Source organism: Commensalibacter communis (assembly GCF_947179105.1).
Taxonomy (GTDB): Bacteria; Pseudomonadota; Alphaproteobacteria; order Acetobacterales; family Acetobacteraceae; genus Commensalibacter; species Commensalibacter communis.
This window is the reverse complement of sequence record NZ_CAMXCK010000002.1, coordinates 149,672-169,371: the sequence shown is the minus strand read 5'-3', so window position 1 is coordinate 169,371 and position 19,700 is coordinate 149,672. Positions and strand designations below refer to the sequence as shown.

At 38.7% G+C, this 19,700-nt stretch carries 17 protein-coding genes; 4 read left to right on the top strand and 13 right to left on the bottom strand.

The window, feature by feature from the left end; all coding sequences use genetic code 11:
* Positions 1-12 precede the first annotated feature (12 nt).
* Positions 13-351 (top strand): chaperone modulator CbpM, encoded by a 339-nt coding sequence (locus PQG52_RS05415; protein ID WP_271828346.1) that lies wholly within the window; start codon positions 13-15, stop codon positions 349-351.
* On the opposite strand, the gene folE is transcribed toward PQG52_RS05415, so the two are convergent.
* From folE to glpD, 6 genes are all read right to left on the bottom strand, one after another.
* Positions 346-948 carry a GTP cyclohydrolase I FolE gene (gene folE / locus PQG52_RS05410; protein ID WP_271828345.1) on the bottom strand — a complete coding sequence of 201 codons (603 nt, stop codon included), beginning with the start codon at positions 946-948 and terminating at the stop codon, positions 346-348. The genes PQG52_RS05415 and folE overlap by 6 nt on opposite strands.
* Positions 949-960: 12 nt before the next feature.
* Positions 961-1,440: an ApaG domain-containing protein gene (locus PQG52_RS05405; protein WP_271828344.1), complete on the bottom strand. Its 480-nt coding sequence runs from the start codon at positions 1,438-1,440 to the stop codon at positions 961-963.
* 15 nt (positions 1,441-1,455) lie between these two features.
* Positions 1,456-2,661, bottom strand: coding sequence for an O-succinylhomoserine sulfhydrylase (gene metZ / locus PQG52_RS05400; protein WP_271828343.1), 1,206 nt, complete (start codon positions 2,659-2,661; stop codon positions 1,456-1,458).
* 466 nt (positions 2,662-3,127) lie between these two features.
* A complete protein-coding gene (gene glpK / locus PQG52_RS05395) occupies positions 3,128-4,633 on the bottom strand; it encodes a glycerol kinase GlpK (RefSeq protein WP_271828342.1) in 1,506 nt (501 codons plus the stop codon).
* A gap of 38 nt (positions 4,634-4,671) precedes the next feature.
* Positions 4,672-5,463, bottom strand: a complete 792-nt coding sequence (locus PQG52_RS05390; RefSeq protein WP_271789692.1) for an MIP/aquaporin family protein — start codon at positions 5,461-5,463, stop codon at positions 4,672-4,674.
* Positions 5,464-5,492: 29 nt separating this feature from the next.
* Complete coding sequence (gene glpD, locus PQG52_RS05385; RefSeq protein ID WP_271828341.1) at positions 5,493-6,998, bottom strand: glycerol-3-phosphate dehydrogenase; 1,506 nt, start codon at positions 6,996-6,998, stop codon at positions 5,493-5,495.
* Between the two features lie 203 nt (positions 6,999-7,201).
* Between glpD and PQG52_RS05380 the strand changes: the two genes are divergently transcribed.
* Both PQG52_RS05380 and PQG52_RS05375 read left to right on the top strand, forming a co-directional pair.
* Positions 7,202-7,972: an SDR family NAD(P)-dependent oxidoreductase gene (locus tag PQG52_RS05380; protein WP_271828340.1), complete on the top strand. Its 771-nt coding sequence runs from the start codon at positions 7,202-7,204 to the stop codon at positions 7,970-7,972.
* 164 nt (positions 7,973-8,136) lie between these two features.
* The gene (locus PQG52_RS05375) at positions 8,137-9,636 is read left to right on the top strand and encodes a CoA-acylating methylmalonate-semialdehyde dehydrogenase (RefSeq protein WP_271828339.1); all 1,500 of its coding nucleotides are present in this window, start codon (positions 8,137-8,139) and stop codon (positions 9,634-9,636) included.
* 49 nt (positions 9,637-9,685) lie between these two features.
* Here PQG52_RS05375 and PQG52_RS05370 read toward each other — a convergent pair whose 3' ends face one another.
* From PQG52_RS05370 to trpB, 5 genes are all read right to left on the bottom strand, one after another.
* Positions 9,686-10,867: an L-dopachrome tautomerase-related protein gene (locus PQG52_RS05370; protein ID WP_271828337.1), complete on the bottom strand. Its 1,182-nt coding sequence runs from the start codon at positions 10,865-10,867 to the stop codon at positions 9,686-9,688.
* A gap of 90 nt (positions 10,868-10,957) precedes the next feature.
* Positions 10,958-12,262, bottom strand: a complete 1,305-nt coding sequence (locus tag PQG52_RS05365) for a bifunctional folylpolyglutamate synthase/dihydrofolate synthase (RefSeq protein ID WP_271828335.1) — start codon at positions 12,260-12,262, stop codon at positions 10,958-10,960.
* Between the two features lie 4 nt (positions 12,263-12,266).
* Positions 12,267-13,136 carry an acetyl-CoA carboxylase, carboxyltransferase subunit beta gene (accD, locus tag PQG52_RS05360; protein WP_271828334.1) on the bottom strand — a complete coding sequence of 290 codons (870 nt, stop codon included), beginning with the start codon at positions 13,134-13,136 and terminating at the stop codon, positions 12,267-12,269.
* Between the two features lie 46 nt (positions 13,137-13,182).
* Positions 13,183-14,007: a tryptophan synthase subunit alpha gene (gene trpA, locus PQG52_RS05355; protein ID WP_271828333.1), complete on the bottom strand. Its 825-nt coding sequence runs from the start codon at positions 14,005-14,007 to the stop codon at positions 13,183-13,185.
* A complete protein-coding gene (gene trpB / locus PQG52_RS05350) occupies positions 14,004-15,230 on the bottom strand; it encodes a tryptophan synthase subunit beta (RefSeq protein ID WP_271828332.1) in 1,227 nt (408 codons plus the stop codon). Before trpB ends, trpA begins: the two co-directional genes overlap by 4 nt.
* A 365-nt stretch (positions 15,231-15,595) precedes the next feature.
* Here trpB and rho point away from each other — a divergent pair, with 365 nt between their 5' ends.
* Positions 15,596-16,867 carry a transcription termination factor Rho gene (gene rho, locus PQG52_RS05345; RefSeq protein ID WP_271828331.1) on the top strand — a complete coding sequence of 424 codons (1,272 nt, stop codon included), beginning with the start codon at positions 15,596-15,598 and terminating at the stop codon, positions 16,865-16,867.
* 52 nt (positions 16,868-16,919) lie between these two features.
* On the opposite strand, the gene PQG52_RS05340 is transcribed toward rho, so the two are convergent.
* Complete coding sequence (locus tag PQG52_RS05340; RefSeq protein WP_271828330.1) at positions 16,920-17,366, bottom strand: methylated-DNA--[protein]-cysteine S-methyltransferase; 447 nt, start codon at positions 17,364-17,366, stop codon at positions 16,920-16,922.
* Positions 17,367-17,473: 107 nt separating this feature from the next.
* Positions 17,474-19,657, bottom strand: a complete 2,184-nt coding sequence (locus PQG52_RS05335; RefSeq protein WP_271828328.1) for a tetratricopeptide repeat protein — start codon at positions 19,655-19,657, stop codon at positions 17,474-17,476.
* Positions 19,658-19,700: the final 43 nt, after the last annotated feature.

Genomic DNA, 19,700 nt, shown 5'->3' with positions numbered 1-19,700 from the left:
GGAGAAGATCAGATGATGACGTTTGAAATGTTTTGTCTTAATCTTCCAGAAGTCACTTCAACAGAAATACAATTCTGGATTGCAAATGAATGGTTAAGACCGCAAGAAAAAGATGGAAGTTACTATTTCCAAGAGATTGACCAAGCCAGAGCTTACCTAATCATAGAGCTGCGTGATGATTTAGGCATTACAGAAGATGCAATGCCTGTCATTTTGAATTTGTTGGATCAATTATATACAACACGTCGACAAATGAAATATTTATGCGAAGTGATTGAAACAGATCATTATCCAGAACCACGTCAAAAACTTCGTCATATGATGAAAGACGAAGTTATTGTGGATTTATAACCCTAGCGTCGATGGACGATTCAACGTCATTAACAACTCGTTTCTGACGGTTGGATCGTCTCTGAATATCCCTAACATTTTAGAGGTAATCATTGATACACCGGTATTATGAACGCCTCTTGTCGTCATGCATTGATGACTACCTTCGATAATAACGGCAACGCCTCTGGGTTCTAAAACTTCTTGGATAATATTAGCGATTTCAGAGGTCATGCGTTCTTGGATTTGTAACCGTTTGGCAAATATTTCAACAATACGGGCCAGTTTTGAAATCCCCACCACGCGCGAATTTGGGAAATAAGCAACATGGGCGGTGCCAATAATCGGAACCATGTGATGTTCACAATGACTTTCAAAGCGAATATCTTTCAGCAAAACAATTTCTTTGTATCCGCCTACTTCGTCAAAAGTCCGAGATAAGATTTCTCTTGGGTCTTCTTGATATCCAGCAAAAAACTCGCTGTATGAATCAACGACCCGTTTGGGTGTATCAAGAAGCCCTTCGCGTTCTGGATTATCTCCAGCCCAGCGAATTAACGTGCGAATTGCTTCCTCTGCATCTTCACGGGTGGGTATAGGATTTTCTTTGGTATTCATTATATTTCATCTTTAATTAATAGAAAATAATTCGTGTGGATTATCAAGTGTAAAAGAGGGAATATCAATATTGATCGTTTGTTCCGTATCTTTGGAAATGGTGTAATATCCTTTGATAATATTAGACGGCGTATCCAAAGTGATACAGGATGTATAATCACATGCTTCACCAACATTTAATAAGGCATTATCATCCGCAATAATGGGTGTGTTAATGGTTTTAATGTGGTTATTGCTTTGAATAATATTCCAATTTTTTTTCAAAATAGAGATTGGGTTTGGATTATGGTTCTCGATACGAACATGATATCCCCAACTATAGATGCTTCGTCGTGGAAAAGAATATTCTTCTAACCAAAAAGGATAAATCGCAATATGAATATGATGTGATTGTGCTTCAAAAACACAAGGGTTTTGAAGCAAGTCCTGATATTGTTTTTTGTCAGTCTTTGTGATTGAGGAAAAAAGTAAAGGGGGAATATGATACTGCATGAAACCAAGCTTTATCTATTTGTAATTGGATAAAGCAGCAACAGCGTCCAACCCTTGTTGCAGATCTTCGATAATGTCTTGAATATCTTCTATTCCAACAGAAAAACGGATAGAGCCATCTGTGATCCCCAGATGCAAACGTTCTGCTTCTCCTATTTTCATATGAGTTGTTGTCGCTGGATGAGTCACGATACAGCGACTATCGCCAAGATTATTAGAAAGTAGAATTAATTCTAATGCATTCATAAACGTAAATGCAGCTTTTTTACCCCCTTTAATTTCAAACCCAATCATTGTGCTGGAAGCGGACATTTGTTTTTGCCCTAAATCATAATGAGGGTGTGATTTTAAACCAGGATATAGAACACGTGAAATATGTTCTGATTTTTCCAAGAATTCAGCACATGCCAAAGCATTTTGAGTCATTTTTTCAACACGTAAAGGCAGTGTTTCAAGCCCTTTGAATAAGACCCACGCATTAAATGGAGATAACCCAATGCCTGTATTTCTGACAAAAGGGGTAATATGATCTTGTATGATGCTTTTACTGCCTAATACAGTACCGCCCAGAACGCGCCCTTGACCATCAATATGTTTGGTGCAAGAATAAACAACAATATCTGCTCCCCATTGCAAAGGATGTTGATATAAAGGTGTTGCAAAGACATTATCAACGATCAGCCTTCCGCCAGCTTTATGGGTTAATTCAGCAATGGCTTGGATATCTAAAATATCTAACATAGGATTGGATGGCGTTTCAATTAAAACAGCAGCTGTGGGTTTGCTGAGGGCTTGTTCCCATTGTTGAAGGTTTGTACCATCAACGAATATGGTTTCAACACCCATTTGAGGCAACAGATTTTCGATAATCCAATAACTTGATCCAAATAAAGCACGAGAAGCAACCACACGATCGCCTGATTTAACCAAGGGGATCAAGCTGGCATAAATTGCACTCATGCCCGTAGAGGTTAATGCACAGGCTTCTGCGCCTTCTAATTCTGAGAGGCGGTTTTCCAGAGAAGTTAAATTCGGGTTATTAAAGCGGCTATATTGATAACGATCTGCTTCGCCTTTAAAAGTAAGCTCAGCCTGTTCTGCACTGTCATAAATAAAACCAGAGGTTAAGAACACTGCATCACTGGTTTCATCAAAGGAAGTTCTGTTAACCCCTCCATGAATTAATTGTGTGGCAGGACGATAGTTTTTAGCGCGCTTCATAAAATTATTCCTTATAAATATTTTGTATAAAATAGAGGAGGAAATAATAAAGATAAATTATCTTTTTAATACATATATTTGTTTTGATTGATTTTGGCTGAGATGGCAAGGAAAAATATTAGACTGATGCTTTAAATAAAAGGGCTTAATGGCCAAAGAGAATATAGGTTATGTAATAATCTTATTTACTATTTAATTAGGTTGAGGATGATTTTTAAAAAAATAGCAAGAATTCTATTTTTGTTTTTAATATAATATTGCTTGTTATCACATACCCAAAAGATTCCTATAGGTAGTGAGGCATATAGTTGTTTCTGATCTTTAGGAGGAAAGGCTTATAAAGAGGTTGAAACTGCTTTATTATTGCAAATCTTTAGTCGAGATAAGAGTGATTTTTATTGTTTAGTTTTTGAAAGTCTATACTGCCCTATATTTTTATAGAACAGTATAGATTAATGCTCAGTAATTATTCATCTTCTGGTAACAATGCTTGCTTCAAAGCATGTTTCCAACCTCTAAGCTTACTTTTTCTTTCTTCTTCTTTCATATGAGAGATAAAGCTTTCTCCTTGCTTCCAGTGATGTTGAATCGCAGAAAGATCACTCCAAAGACCACAACCCATTCCCGCTAGATAAGCAGCACCCATCGCCGTTGTTTCTATATAAGACGGTCTTTCAACGGTAATATTCATAATGTCCGCAAGAAATTGGCAAAACCAATCATTGGCTGACATGCCACCATCCACACGAGTGGTCAGAATATCATTCCCACTATCTTTTTTCATGGCTTCGGCAAGATCATGGGTTTGATAAGCAATCGACTCAAGGGCTGCTCTGGCAATATGAGCTGCTGTTGCCCCAAAGGTTAATCCCGAAATAATGGCACGCGCATCAGGTGCCCAATGTGGCGCGCCCAAACCAACAAAAGCAGGAACCATGTAAATCTGATGATTATCTTCAACTTGCGTTGCCATATCTTGCGTTTGTGAGGCATGAGTAATTAACCCTAAACCGTCACGTAGCCATTTAATAGCAGCACCTGCAACAAAGATAGACCCTTCTAGGGCATAGGTTGGTTTTCCATTCAAACGATATGCCGTTGTGGTCAGCATACGGTTCTGAGAGATAACCATTTTATCCCCTGTATTCAGCAACATGAAACAACCCGTACCATATGTTGCTTTTGTCATCCCAGTATCAAAACAGGCTTGTCCAATCAAAGCCGCTTGTTGATCGCCAGCCATACCCATAATAGGAATAGCATGTCCAAACAAATTAGGATCTGTCACACCAAATAGAGTGCTGTTATCTTTTACTTCGGGTAACAAGGTATCTGGAACATTAAAAATCTTTAAAAGTTCTGGATCCCAAGATTGTGTCTTAATATTAAATAACAGCGTACGGCTGGCGTTTGTGGCATCGGTTGCATGAACTTTACCACCTGTTAACCGCCATAATAAAAAACTATCGACCGTGCCAAAAGCCAATTCTCCACGTTCAGCAGCGCTTCTTGCTTCAGCTACATTATCTAGTAACCATGCCAGCTTACTTGCAGAAAAATAAGGATCAAGCAATAATCCTGTTTTTTCATGGATTGTTTTTTCCAGACCTGCGGCTTTTAATTTTTGGCAATAGGCTGATGTACGTCGATCTTGCCACACAATTGCATTGTAAATAGGTTTTCCCGTGGCTTTGTCCCATAACACAACAGTTTCACGTTGATTGGTAATGCCTATCGCTGCAATCGAGGCAAGATTTCCCTCTAATTTCGCCTCGGAAATTGCTGTTTTAATGGTATAAATGGCATCATTCCAAATATCTTCTGGGTTATGTTCTACCCATCCTAGTTCAGGATAATGCTGTGCAAATTCTCTGCGGCTTGTTGAAATATCTTCGCCTTTTTGATTGAAAACAATACAGCGTGTGGAAGTCGTTCCTTGATCCAAGGCAATGATATATTGATCTTTAGACATTGGTTTTTATATCCATTTCATTCTTAAATGGTTTGTGTTTACACAATTGGACGAGGCAAAAAAGGTCTGATGAGTAATTGATACGCACCACCACCAATAATTCCCCCAATTAACGGACCACAAACAGGCACCCACCAATAATTAGGAAGCCCTGGAAAAGCTGAAGGTCCCCAACCTGCCAGATAAATAAAAATCCGTGGGCCGAGATCACGAGCTGGATTAATCGCCCATCCTTCAAGATAGCCCGCAGAAGCACCAATTGCTGCAACAACAAGACCAATCATAAAAGCACCACTATTGGCCTGAGGGGCAACTGTATTATAACTTTCTGTAATTGCAAAAATGCTGAATACTAAAAATGCAGTCAGTAAAATCTCGTCATAGAAAGCATGAATAGGGGTAATAGCCAACCCTGGCGAAGTAACAAATACCCCAGCACCACCGCCCAAAAGACGCGTAATATGGTGCACTTCGTTATAATGATTAATGACGGGGGAGTATAAGCAATAAACGAGCACAGCCCCACAAATACCACCAACTATTTGTGCCATACAATAGGCTGGGACTTTCTTCCACGAGAACCCTCGGTATAAAGCTAATGCCAACGTTACTGCTGGATTAGCATGGGTTCCGCTGACGCTTCCTGTTGCATAAATTGCAAAAGTAACAGACAGCCCCCATGCGATGGCAACTCCCCAATATGCATTTTGATAAGGGCTGGGATCGTATAAAATAAGCATCGCAGCAGCCGAACAACCGATAAAGATAATAATAGCAACGGCGATTGCTTCTGATATAAGTTCGCCAATAAATTTTTTAGTAGGAGACATCAAGCAAATACTTTCTAAATCATCAAAATTTATTGGAGTTTTTCCGCTAAATATTTTTGTAAATTTTGGATTTCATCTTGCGAGAAATATAACCCTAACTTTGTTCTCCTCCACAAGATATCTTCCGCTGTTATAGCCCACTCTTTTTCAATTAAATAATCAACTTCTCGTTGGCTTAATCCATGACCAAAATCGGTGCCGAGATCTTCTTTACTATTGGCTTTGTTTAACACTTCAAACACATCTGTTCCATAGGCATGTGCCATGCGTTTTGTGGTAATTTCATCCAAGAAAGGAATATTTTTGCGCAAATTATTATAAAATAATTTAAAATCACCATTGGTAATATGACCTCCAGGCAAAGCCTCAGATCCTGTCCATGAACCACGACTATATTGGAAAAACGGCGCTAATTGTTCCATACTATGTTCAGCTAATCGTCTGTATGTTGTGATTTTTCCACCAAATATCGATAATAGAGGTGTTTTTCCTACATTTTGATTTAAATCCAAGTGATAATCACGCGTCACAGCGGATGCATTGCTTGCAGCATCATCGTATAATGGTCTGACCCCAGAATAATCCCATATGACATCTTTTGGAGTGATGTTTTTGGTAAAATAATTATTGATTGAATCACACAAATATTGAGTCTCATCTTGATCAATTTTTGGTAAAGCATCAGGGGATTGATCCCAAGATAAATCAGTGGTTCCAATCAATGTAAATTCTTCATGATAAGGAATAGCAAATACAATGCGTTTATCTGCATTTTGTAAAATATAGGCTTGCGGGCCATCGAAAAGCTTTTTCACCACAATATGGCTGCCTTTGACCAAACGCACATTCATCGAGCTTTTAACTTGTAGATCTTGTAAAACTTCTGCAACCCAAGGACCTGCTGCATTTACAATTGCTTTCGCTTGAACAGTTGTTTGATCTTGGGTTTTGTTATCTTGAATAATTGCTTCCCAAACATCGTCTTTACGTTCTGCTTTTAGTAAAGTGGTTTGTGTGCGAATATCTGCGCCCTTATTGCGTGCGCCTTTGGCGTTTAAGACAACCAATCGGCTATCATCAACAGCACAGTCCGAGTAAGTAAAGCCTTTTTTAATATCGTTTCGTAATGGTTGGCCGTAAGGAGATTTTTGCATTGCAATTTGTTGTGCATTTGGCAATTTAGGGTGGCAAGCAAGATGGTCATACAGAAATAACCCTGCACGAATCATCCATGCTGGGCGAACCGCATTACGATGAGGAAGAACAAATTTCAGAGGATGGATAATATGTGGTGCAAGGTTTAATAAACGTTCGCGCTCTTGTAATGCTTCTCTGACCAATCTGAATTCATAATATTCTAAATAGCGTAAGCCACCATGAATTAATTTAGTGCTGGCAGAGGATGTATGTTGAGCAAGGTCGTCCTTTTCAACCAATAATATTTTTAACCCTCGACCTGCGGCATCTCTGGCTATACCAGTTCCATTAACACCGCCACCAATAATCAATAGGTCATAAACCGCTTGAGTAGACATTGATCTCTCCTAAATTATCTAATGGTTTACCGAATAAATAAGACTATTCATTTAGATAATACTATTTGTATGTTGTAAATATTTTTATATATTGAAGTCTGATCGATTATAAAGCCTATATATAACAATTTTGTTATTTTTTAAGGTCTTACAGAAGTATTAAGATCTTTATTAAATAATTATGATTTAAATAGAGAAAATATATGCTTTTAAAAGATAAAACGGTTATTATTACAGGGGCTTCTCGGGGTATAGGAAGAGCAGCTGCGTTTGAATGTGCAAAACAAGGTGCGAATATTGTGATTGGTCACAGTGGTCGCCCATCAGGGGGCCAAGCAGCACAAAGCCTAATTGCTGAGATTAAAAATATAGGCCGTCATGCCATAGATGTTGGCTCGGACGCTGCTAATCTAGATACAGGTGAGCTTTTGGTTCATGAAGCGGTCAAGGCGTTTGGACAGGTTGATGTATTTGTCAATAATGCGGGAATATGTCCGTTTCACTCGTTTTTGGATATGCCAAGAGAAACTTATTTGGAAACAGTTAATACCAATCTTAATGGGGCGTATTTTGCTGTACAAGCAGCAGCTAATCAAATGAAAAAGCAAGGGCAGGGTGGGTCTATTATCGCCGTAAGCTCTATTAGTGCTTTGGTGGGTGGTGAGTTTCAAACACATTATACACCCACAAAGGCAGGACTTCTATCTTTGATGCAATCATGTGCCGTGGCATTGGGGAAATATAATATTCGTTGCAATGCGGTGCTGCCTGGAACGATTGCTACAGATATTAATAAAGAGGATTTGGCCGATCCTGAGAAATTAGCTTATATGAGCAGCCGTACTTGTTTGGGACGCTTGGGCGAACCAGAAGATTTGGCTGGGCCCATCGTGTTTTTAGCCTCTGACATGTCAAGATATGTGACCGGTGCCTCTTTGTTGGTCGATGGTGGATTGTTCGTTAATTTACAATAATTATTAATCTTCAATGAGATGTCTGATTATATTTATGGTCGTATCACGTGAAGGTGTATTGTTTTTATCCTAAATAATTTATAGAATTTTATTTCTATATTTATGCTTTTCTATATTTTTTTAGAAAAGTATTTTCAAAAATTGTTTGTCGAGGAGTAAAAACAATGACTGGGAATATTATTGGGCATTTCATTAATGGTGAAACTGTAAAAGATTCAGCACAAACGCAAGATATATATAATCCTTCTACGGGCGAAGTAAGCAAGCAAGTATCTTTGGCTTCTAAAGCGACAGTAGAGCAAGCCATTACTGCGGCACAAAAAGCATTTCCCGGGTGGAGAAATACACCTCCTTTAAAACGTGCCAGAATTATGTTTCGTTTTAAAGAGTTACTTGAACAAAATGCAGATAAAATTACCAAATTAATTGGTGAAGAGCACGGAAAAATCCTGCATGATGCCAGAGGAGAACTGCAACGCGGAATCGAAGTCGTTGAATATGCTTGTGGTGCCCCTGAATTATTAAAAGGCGAATATACAAAAAATGTGGGCACCAATATTGACGCGTGGAGTGATTTCCAACCCCTAGGTGTGGTTGCTGGCATTACGCCTTTTAATTTTCCTGCGATGGTGCCTTTGTGGATGTTTCCAATGGCGATTGTCTGTGGAAATACATTTGTTTTAAAACCCTCAGAAAGAGACCCCAGCTCTACTTTATATATTGCTGAGCTTTTACATGAAGCAGGACTGCCAAAAGGGGTGATGAATGTGGTCAATGGTGGCAAAGAAGCCGTTGATACTCTGTTGCATGATCCAATAGTTCAAGCGATCAGTTTTGTTGGCTCCACACCGATTGCTGAATATATTTATAAAACAGCTGCGGCAAATGGTAAACGTTGTCAAGCATTAGGCGGCGCAAAAAATCATGCGATTATTATGCCAGACGCTGACTTAGATAATGTGGTAAGCTCTTTATTAGGGGCAGCGTTTGGTTCTTCTGGTGAACGTTGTATGGCGTTATCTGTTGCAGTGACTATTGGCGATGAAATGGCTGATAAGCTTATTCAAGAATTAACCCAAGCCATGAAGAAATTAAAGCTTGGTGCATATTCAGAAATGAGTAATGATTTTGGCCCAGTCATCACGAAACAGCATAAAGATAAAATTATTGGTCATATTACCAGTGCTGAACAACAAGGTGCAAAAATTATTGTTGATGGTCGTCAGACTCAAGTAAGTGGGTATGAGAACGGATTTTACGTCGGCGCAACATTAATCGATCATGTTAAGCCGGATATGGATAGTTATAAAGCAGAAATCTTTGGCCCTGTTTTGCAAGTTATTCGTGTGAACACCATGGAAGAAGCCATGAAATTAATTAATGACCATGAATATGGCAATGGAACTTGTATTTATACCAGGGATGGTGAAGCAGCGCGTTATTTCTGTGATAATATCTTGGTAGGCATGGTTGGGGTAAATATTCCACTTCCTGTGCCTGTTGCGTATCATAGTTTTGGTGGCTGGAAACGTTCTTTGTTCGGTGATCTACATATTTACGGGCCTGATGGAGTGCGCTTTTATACCAGACGTAAAACAGTGACCCAACGTTGGCCATCTTCAGGGGTAAGGGAAAATAGTCAATTCTCTATGCCAACACTATAATGGACTTTAAAAAAGCCTTACACTAATTTTGTAAGGCTTTTTATTAAAGTTAATGGATATCTTGACTGGGTTTGATAATGGGAGGAGTTTTCAAAGGAATCGCGAGAAGTAAATAATTAGGCTCACGTAAATCTTTTCCTTGATGAAATCCTGCTAGCCTTTCCCACTGTCCAGCAACAACATAAACAATATCGCCTTGAACTGCAATTCCGTCAGGCCAATCAATTCTTGGGTCTCTGGCGATTAAATCCGTGTGGCCATCAGGCCAACGCCTCCAAATACTATTATGTTCACCATTCGTTGTATAAATTCGATCTTGAGGATCGCTGGCCAATCCATCAGCAAATCCTTTCTCGCCCAAATCTTTGACATTTTTTTCAATTGTTCCCTCGTTGGCTTGAAAGTCAGAGAGAATGGCGGTGGGGATAGAATATAAGCGCCGACTGGTTAGTGGGGCATAATAAAGTGTTTTTGATTCATGGCTGAGTGTAATTCCATCTGCGCCACCTACGGGGAAAGAAGGATGTTGTGGGTCGTACAACCTCGGTTTTCCCGCTAAGTAAGCAACAAATCCTTTTTCAGGTTGGGTCGATACATGATTAGCAAGTACTCTGCGTTGTTTTCCAGTGGCAAGATCGACAATAACAAGAGCTGGAGACGTGCCAAAAGAAGAATCTGTAATATAAGCCGTTCCTTTTGCCCCATGGGTTAAATCAACACGTAAATCATTCAGATGGCTATCTTGTAAAAGTGTTGGTGCATGAATAGGAATGGACGCAATGACTTTATGGGTATGAATATCAAAACCAACAACTTTCGCTGCACCATCAGGAATGCTTTTGATTCCTGCACGTTTACCATCATCAATAACCCATAAATTATTTTGGCTATCTAATGCAATCCCGTGAACTGAAATTAATCGATCTTTTAAAGAGAGATCAGAGGGCAGACTCATTTGATTATTGGGAAAAGGTACCCTCTGTCCATCAATAATTTCTGCTAATGTAGCATCTTTATGATTTTGTGCATGTCGAGGAAAACTAACAAATACTCGTTTATCGGGGGTTACTGCAATTCCTGAAGGGCCTGGATCTGTAAATTGATCCAGAACCTCTATGCTTCCTGCAGGAATAGCAGAAGGATCACCAGTGTCCCCTAAAGGAGCTGCATAACAGAAAGAACTGCTTTGCAAAAGCATAAATAAAGTAGCGGTTAATAATGTTTTTTTCATAGCAGCTTGCCCGATAGAAGTAAGATTCAGTTAGGTTTAAAAGCGCGTTTTAGAATATTGATATGTTTTTAAAAGGCGTAAATTTATGCTTTATTGATCTTGGCGTAAAACACTGCCCGCAAGATATAAACTCCCACAAATCAAGACACGTATAGCAGAAGACCTACTTTGTTTATTAAGAGTTGAGAGGGCCTCTTTAACTATTCCACCTGATATCGCGTAGTTATCAGATGCTTTGATAATTTCAGAGATTGGCATGGCCAAATGCTGATCTGGTTCGACAACGGCTTGAATAGAGGCACTCAAAGGGATTAAAGGAGCCAAATATTCACGAACATTCTTATTGTCTTTCATTCCAACAATCAAATGCAATGGTTTATCTTGCCATTTATCCTGAATTAATTGTGCCAGTATTTTTCCAGCATCTGGATTGTGACCACCATCTAACCAAATCTCGCTGTCATGAGAAACGAGTTCGGTTAATTTGCCATGAAGTTGTTGTAATCTGGCAGGCCATACTGCTTTGGCGATGCCTTGATAAGCTTGGACAGGGATAGGAAGATTGCTATTTCTGAGCGCAGCAATCGCTAATCCGGCGTTACGAAATTGATGTTGTCCCAAAAGACTGGGTAATGGCAGTTCCAAACATCCTTTTGCATCCTTATAGATCAGTTGGTTTGCTGTTGGTGTGACACTCCATTCTTGATCTTTAATAAAATAAGGAGCGTTCAAAGAAATAGCAGTTTCTTTGATAACAGTTAATGCTTCGGGGGCTTGCTGATCGACAATGACTGGAATATTTTTTTTAATAATTCCAGCTTTTTCAGTGGCAATCTTAGCCAAATTATCCCCTAAGAAAGCTTCATGATCCATGGAAACAGACGTAATCACGCTAACCATTGGCATGATGATATTGGTTGCATCAAAACGTCCACCTAAACCAACTTCAATAATTGCTAAATCAGCAGGATGTTTGGCAAATAAGATAAAAGCAGCAGCGGTTAATACTTCAAAAACAGTAATTGGTTGTTGTTGATTAACGCGCTCGATTTCAATTAGCGTTTCAGATAGTTCTTCTTCACTGACCAATTCTCCGGCGATACGAAAACGCTCCGTCACATCGACAAGATGAGGGGAAGTGGAAACATGAACCTTTAATCCAGCTTCCTCTCCTATAGCTCTTAGAAAAGCACACGTGCTGCCTTTCCCATTGGTTCCAGCAACGTGGATAATATGGGGCATATGACGCTCAGGATTTCCAAGATTATTTAGTAATCTGACCAATCGATCCAAGGAAAGATCAATGAGGGCAGGATATAATTTATTCAGACGTTCTAAAATTTCACCAGAGCGTCCTGAAAATTCTGTAAGAATAGGAGAGGGCGTAGAAGACATTAAACTATGCAACTTTTTTAGAAGGCTGAGCGGTGTTAGATAATAATCTTAGTATTTTAGCTAACGTAGGGCGCAGCTCTTTTCTGCTGGCGACAATATCAACCATGCCATGTTCTAATAAATATTCTGACCGTTGGAAGCCCTCTGGTAATTTTTCATGTACTGTATTTTCAATGACGCGAGGACCAGCAAAGCCAATCAAAGCATTGGGTTCTGCAATATGAATATCACCTAGCATTGCAAAAGATGCTGTCACTCCGCCTGTAGTCGGATCAGTAAAGACGACAATATATGGAATTCCCGCTTCTTTGAGCATTTCAACAGCAATAACGGTACGAGGCATTTGCATCAAGCTGAGCATACCCTCTTGCATTCTTGCCCCACCAGAAGCCGTATATACAATCAAAGGTGTTTTTTGTGCTAAGGCCAAGCGTGCAGCTGCAATAAAACCTTCACCAAATGCGGCGCCCATTGTGCCAGCCATAAATTCAAAAGCCATCACAGCCACAACCGCCTTTTGACCCTCGATGGTTCCATGCGCAACGGCAATGGATTCATCGAGCTGTGACTTGGTTTTGTTTTCTTTTAAACGATCTGCATATTTCTTTTTGTCTTTGAATAGCAAAGGGTCAACAGGTGCTTTTGGTAGGTCAAGACGTGTGTAAGAATTAGGGTCAAACGTCCAGTCGAATCGTTGTGTCACCGAAGTACGCATATGGTGATTACAATGAGGACAAATATTCAGATTTTTTTCTAAATCTTTGATTAACAACATTTGACCACAAGAATCACAGTTTTTCCAGACATTATCTGGAACTTCTTTTTTTAAAAATCCTTGGATTTTAGGTCGAACATATTCGGTAAGCCAGCTCATGAGATAAACCTTTTAGTTTAATAAAATGTTTCAAATAGAATATTGGTTATTTCTGAACGCTATGTGTGCCTTGGGCAAGCAATCTTGCATGCTCAATCACTTTCGTAACGGTATCTTTTGTTGGTTGATTCTTTTCATCCAAAGTAGAGGTCAGCGTTTTTAACAAAGCAGATCCCACAACGGCAGCATCGGCAATTTTTACTGCATTTGCTGTATGTGCAGGCGTGGATAATCCAAAGCCGATAGCAATCGGTAAATCAGAGGCCTCTCTAATCATTGGAATAGCTTTTAGTAAGCTATCGTTACTTGCTGTGCTTGTGCCTGTAATTCCGGCAATGCTGACGTAATAAACAAACCCAGAGGCTTCTTTTAATACCATTTTTAAACGATCAGTAGACGTTGTTGGTGCGACTAAATAAATAATATCGATTTGATGCTTGATTGTATATCGTTTGATATTTTCCATTTCTTCTGGGGGCATGTCAACAATAATTAACCCATCAACTCCGGCTTTGGCAGCATCCTGACAGAATTTTTCGTAACCATAATATTCAACAGGATTGGTGTATCCCATTAAAATAATGGGAGTATGTTGATTACTATTTCTAAATTCTGAGACCAGTTGCAATGTTTTGTGCATGGTCGCACCGGCTTGCAAAGCACGAATAGCAGCCGCTTGCACTGTGGGACCATCAGCCATAGGGTCACTGAATGGCATCCCAACTTCAATTAGATCGGCTCCAGCCTCTGGTAAAGCGTTTAAAATCTCTAAAGAGGTTTGATAATTGGGATCACTTGCCTCTAGATAAGGAATAAAAGCGCCACGTTTTTGTTGTTTTAACGTGGCAAAACAGTCTGCAATACGGCTCACAATTCCACCTTTAAATATTTAGCAACACTATCAATATCTTTATCACCGCGTCCAGAAAGATTAATAATGATAATATCTTCTTTTGACATGGATGGGGCTATTTTTAATGCATGAGCAATAGCATGGGAACTTTCTAGTGCTGGGATAATCCCTTCTTTGGTTGTGCATAGTTGAAATGCGTTGATGGCCTCATCATCGTTAATGGCTACATATTCAACGCGCTTAATATCATTTAACCATGAATGTTCTGGTCCAACACCAGGATAATCTAAGCCAGCACTGATGCTATAAGGTTCAATGATTTGCCCATCTTCATCTTGAAGCAAATAGGTACGATTCCCATGCAATACACCAGGAGATCCACGTTCAATGGAGGCAGCTGTTTCACCACTATCCAAGCCCATTCCACCAGCTTCTACACCAATGAGTTCGACAGTGCTATCGTCAAGGAAAGGATGGAAAATTCCAATTGCATTTGATCCGCCACCAATGGCTGCAATAATTTTGTTAGGTAATCTTCCTTCAGCTTCTAAAATTTGTGCTTTGGTCTCATTACCGATCACACATTGGAAATCGCGTACCATGGCAGGATAGGGATGAGGACCTGCAACTGTTCCCATGAGATAATAGCTATTATGGACATTGGTTACCCAGTCACGCATTCCCTCGTTAATAGCATCTTTTAATGTACCATTTCCTGAGGTCACAGAGACCACTTTGGCGCCGAGTAATTTCATACGAAAGACATTGGGTTTTTGACGCTCAATATCAACAGCACCCATATAAATAACACATTCCATGTTAAATAATGCACAGACAGTTGCAGTGGCAACGCCATGTTGACCAGCACCTGTTTCCGCAATAATACGGGTTTTTCCCATACGACGTGCCAGTAAAATCTGACCCATCACATTATTAATTTTATGTGCGCCAGTATGGTTCAAATCTTCACGCTTTAAGTAAATCTTCGCACCTTGACCAGCATCGGTTAATCTTTGCGCAAGCCATAACGGGCTGGGTCTTCCGACATAATGCTTCAGATAGTAATCAAGTTCCTTTTGAAATGTCGGATCCTTTTGAATATCAGCATATGCTTGCTGTAATTCAAGGATCAAAGGAATTAATGTTTCTGAAACAAAAATACCACCAAAAATGCCAAATCGACCATGATCGTCAGGTCCTTGGCGCAAGCTATTTAAAGGCAGGTCAGATTCACGCCTCACGTTTTTCTCCTCAAAGATAACTTAATAATTTGTAGGGTTTTTAAAACTTAATTCTATAATATACCATTAATCATAAAGTTAGTCTAAATTATATGAATAGCAAGGTTAAATGAGTTGAAAAAATCTTTGTTAATTAGGTGTGAAATCGCTTGATAAAAAGCGCTTGACACGTAAAAAAAATAAAAGTATTTTTTAGCAACAGTTTAGATATTTATATCTAGCATCCCCCCTCGTATGGAATTATGTATTTTTATTTATAATCGTTTGTTTAAATTAAAAATCGCTGTTCATTCAATTTGGATATTTATGGGTTTGAACGATATTTCCTTTTTCATTCATGAGTTTTTCTATAATTAGAGCTATCAATGCAACTTGCCGACCTTAAGGCTCAATCTCCAGCAGAACTTCTTGCATATGCAGAGAGTTTAGAAATTGAGAATGCATCTTCGCTGCGCAAGCAGGATATGATGTTTGCAATCCTCAAAAAATTTGCAGATAATAATCAAGCAATTTACGGGGAAGGCACATTAGAAATCCTTCCTGATGGTTTTGGGTATTTACGTTCTCCCGAATCCAATTATTTGCCAGGACCTGATGATATATATGTATCTCCTGCACAGTTAAGACGATTTAGCTTAAGGACTGGGGATACAATTTCAGGTGAAATTCGCGCGCCTAAAGAGGGTGAACGTTATTTCTCTTTGTTGAAAGTGGATTCTATTAATTTTCAAGATCCAGAAGCCGTCCGCCATCGGATTAACTTTGATGATTTAACGCCGTTATTTCCAAATGAGCGTTTGAAAATGGAAATTCCATCGTTGATGGAAGGCAAAAACGCAAATAAAGATTTTACGCATCGTGTGATTGATTTGGTGACGCCGATTGGTAAGGGACAACGTGCTTTGGTCGTTGCTCCTCCTAGAACAGGTAAAACAGTCATGTTGCAAAATATTGCAACTGCGATTGCGACCAACCATCCAGAAGCAGTATTGATCGTTTTATTGATCGATGAGCGTCCAGAAGAAGTCACAGACATGATTCGTTCCGTGAAGGGTGAAGTGGTTTCTTCGACATTCGATGAACCAGCCAATCGTCATGTTCAAGTCGCTGAAATGGTATTGGAAAAAGCCAAGCGCTTGGTTGAGCATAAACGTGATGTGGTGATTTTATTAGATTCGATCACTCGTTTAGCCCGTGCTTATAACACGGTCGTTCCATCATCTGGTAAAGTATTAACAGGTGGTGTGGATGCAAATGCCTTACAACGTCCAAAACGGTTCTTTGGTGCGGCCCGTAATATTGAAGAGGGCGGTTCGTTAACCATTATTGCAACAGCATTGATTGATACGGGCAGCCGTATGGACGAAGTGATCTTTGAAGAGTTTAAAGGCACAGGTAATGCTGAGTTAATCTTGGACCGTAAATTGGCTGATAAACGTACATTCCCTGCGATTGATATTACCAAGAGTGGTACTCGTAAGGAAGAGTTACTTGTGGATCGTGCTAGCCTTTCGAAAATCTGGGTATTACGCCGTATCTTGGCACCAATGGGAACCATGGATGCGATGGACTTCTTGCTTGATAAATTAAAATACAGCAAGAATAACCAAGATTTCTTTGATGCAATGAATACGTAATCTTGAACAAATAAGTTAAAAGCCAGATTTTTTCATTAAAAACTGGCTTTTTTTATTTGAAAAGCTGTTCCATTTTCAATAAATATTCTTTTGTTTCAATACCTTCTCCGCCTGAATATCCTCCAAGTCCATTTTTACCGATTACTCTGTGGCAGGGAATAATCAGAGGGATAGGGTTGGCTCCATTGGCACCTCCAATAGAACGAGGGCCGCCCCCTACGATCTTTACAAGGTCTTGATAAGAGCAGGTTTCTCCATAAGGAATATCTTTTAAAGCCTGCCAAACTTTGAGTTGATAGTTGGTACCAAAAGGGCGAACAGGTAAATCAAACTGTTTTAACTGACCGTCAAAATAAGCGTTAAATTGTTTCTTAGCTTCGATTAATAAAGGCGTCTCTTCCTGAAGACTTCCCCATCCCCAATCAACAGAAACGATAAATCCATCATCTTCGGCAATGCTGAGTTCCCCTACGGGGGAGTGAAATGATATTTGTGACATATAGAATAAACTTTATTTGTTATAGATTGTTCAGAATATTATATTGTATGAAGAATAAAAAGAAAGAATGATTTATGTTGTTTTCATTCTTTAGAGTAAGTAAGAAGTTAATGCTTCTTTGAATTTGCTTTTAATGTATGACAGGCATCTTTATTATTGTGTAAACAGGCGACAATAAAATAGTCATTTGCTGTTTTTAAGTCTTTTTTCATACCTAGCCCTTGTTGATACATTTTACCAAGTAGATACATTGCTTGCAAATTATCATAACATTTATATTTAAATGCTGTTTCTAAAATGGTTTTTGTTTTTCGATAATCCTTTGGCACAAATTGCCCATTTATATAGAGTTGTGCCAACATAATTTCAGGAATGCCTTGAGAGTAAATGGCCGTTTCTTCGTAATATCTTAATAAGCGAATATATTCTTGTAATTGTTGAATGCCATTTTGAATTTCATCACGAGAGTGGTGTAACTTGATTGCAATGACACCTGACAATCCATGAATGGTTTGATATAGAGGTTGATCTACTAACCCATGTTCACACATCATCATAGGTACCCCTTTTTTTGCATCTTGTTCTGCGTATTCGTTACATAGTTTTGCATCATTATGTAATTTTTCTTCAAAACTACCCAGCAAGATTTGTGCTTTTGTATAGTCATCTGAATTTTGGGCGTGATTAATATTAAATGTGATCATTTTAAAAAACCATCGATTGCTATGTTGATGCAATATTTTGACAAGATAAAAACGGGCTTTATTCTGATCTTTTGGAACATCTTTTCCTTGTGCATAAAGAATAACCAAAGCAAGTAGAGCTTGTTCATTATTTTTTGCAGCTGCGACTTCTAACAATGGTAATGTTTGATGAATGTTGTTATTTCTTAAAGGTATTTCTGATAAGTTTGGTAACGTCTGCGCATCATTCTCTTGATGAGTTGTCTCAGTTGAAAATTCTTTAAGTTTTTGAATTAATGAAGTTTTTATGTCTGGATCTTGATCTTTGTTTGCGCGATAATACCATAATTGAGCAAAGCCATAACTATAGAGCTCTGAGCCTTCTTTATAATAGTTTTTGGCTATGATGGTTTTAGCTTCTGTGCTACCAAGATTTGCTGCTTTTATTAAAAATTTGAGACCTAACTGTTCTTTACGAAAGACATTTTGCCCATCTATTAATTGTTGTCCATATTGAATCAGTAAATTTGAATTACGTGTTCTTTGTGCGTTGTCTATAAGGATATCTGTATTTTTCTTGCGTTGTATTAATTCTTCTGTCTCTTTGATTTGTCTCGTAAAACTATTTTTCTTTTGCGTCTCTCCTTTTTTATACCATGCGAGGGCGGTTTCATAATTTTGTGGAACTATTTTGCCTACTGTATAGATTTTACCTAGATACTCTACACCACAATGATTGTTATTTTGATAGGCTTTTTTTGCCCATTCAATGGCTTTGGCATATCCTACTTTATTTTGTTGGTCATTGTAAAATGTGATGATTTGACATTGGGCTGGTTGATAATTTGAATTGGCTAGGGGCAAAAGAATATTCATCCCTTGATAATGATCCTCTTTTACATGGTCATAGCCTCTGTAAATCATGCTTCCAAGTTCAAATTGTGCATCTTTATGGCCTTGTTGAGCTGCTTTTTCATACCACGTTTTTGCTTGAACAAGATCGGATCCTAGTTTCTTTTGATATAACTGACCCATATTATATTCAGCGTTCGCATCACCAGTATTCGCTATTTTTAACCCAAGCTCAATGGCTCTAGCTTTAGCATGATACTTGTTATCAGAACTGCTATGAGAGGTAAGTACATTCGTGATTTCTATCATCTGTGGTATATTAGCATGTTCGGCAGCACGATTAAGCCATTTCATGGCTTTGTTTTTACTATTAAGCTCGTCATTCTTAGAATCAGAATACTTATCAAAGTAATGTTTTCCCAATTCTATTTGAGCATAAATATTATTTTTAGAAGCAAGTTTTTTCGTGATCTTCAGTGCCTTTTTTCTGGTTTCTTCATGATCGTTTAAAATATTTACAGCGCTCATTTGCTCTTTGGGTGTACCATATTTTATAGCATCATTCAGTAATTGAATGGCTTCCTTATCATTATCGTCAAAATAGATGTTGGCGAGTTTAATTTTTGCATAAATATCGCCTTGGTTTGCTTGTTGTTGTAACAATGGAATATCATCACGATAATATTCTGCAACAACATTGGATGGGATGGCAGCAACTAAACTTGCGGTAATCAGCAAAATATATTTTAATTTCATTCAAGTTCTCTGGGTGTAACACGCTTTGATTATTTTGATTGAT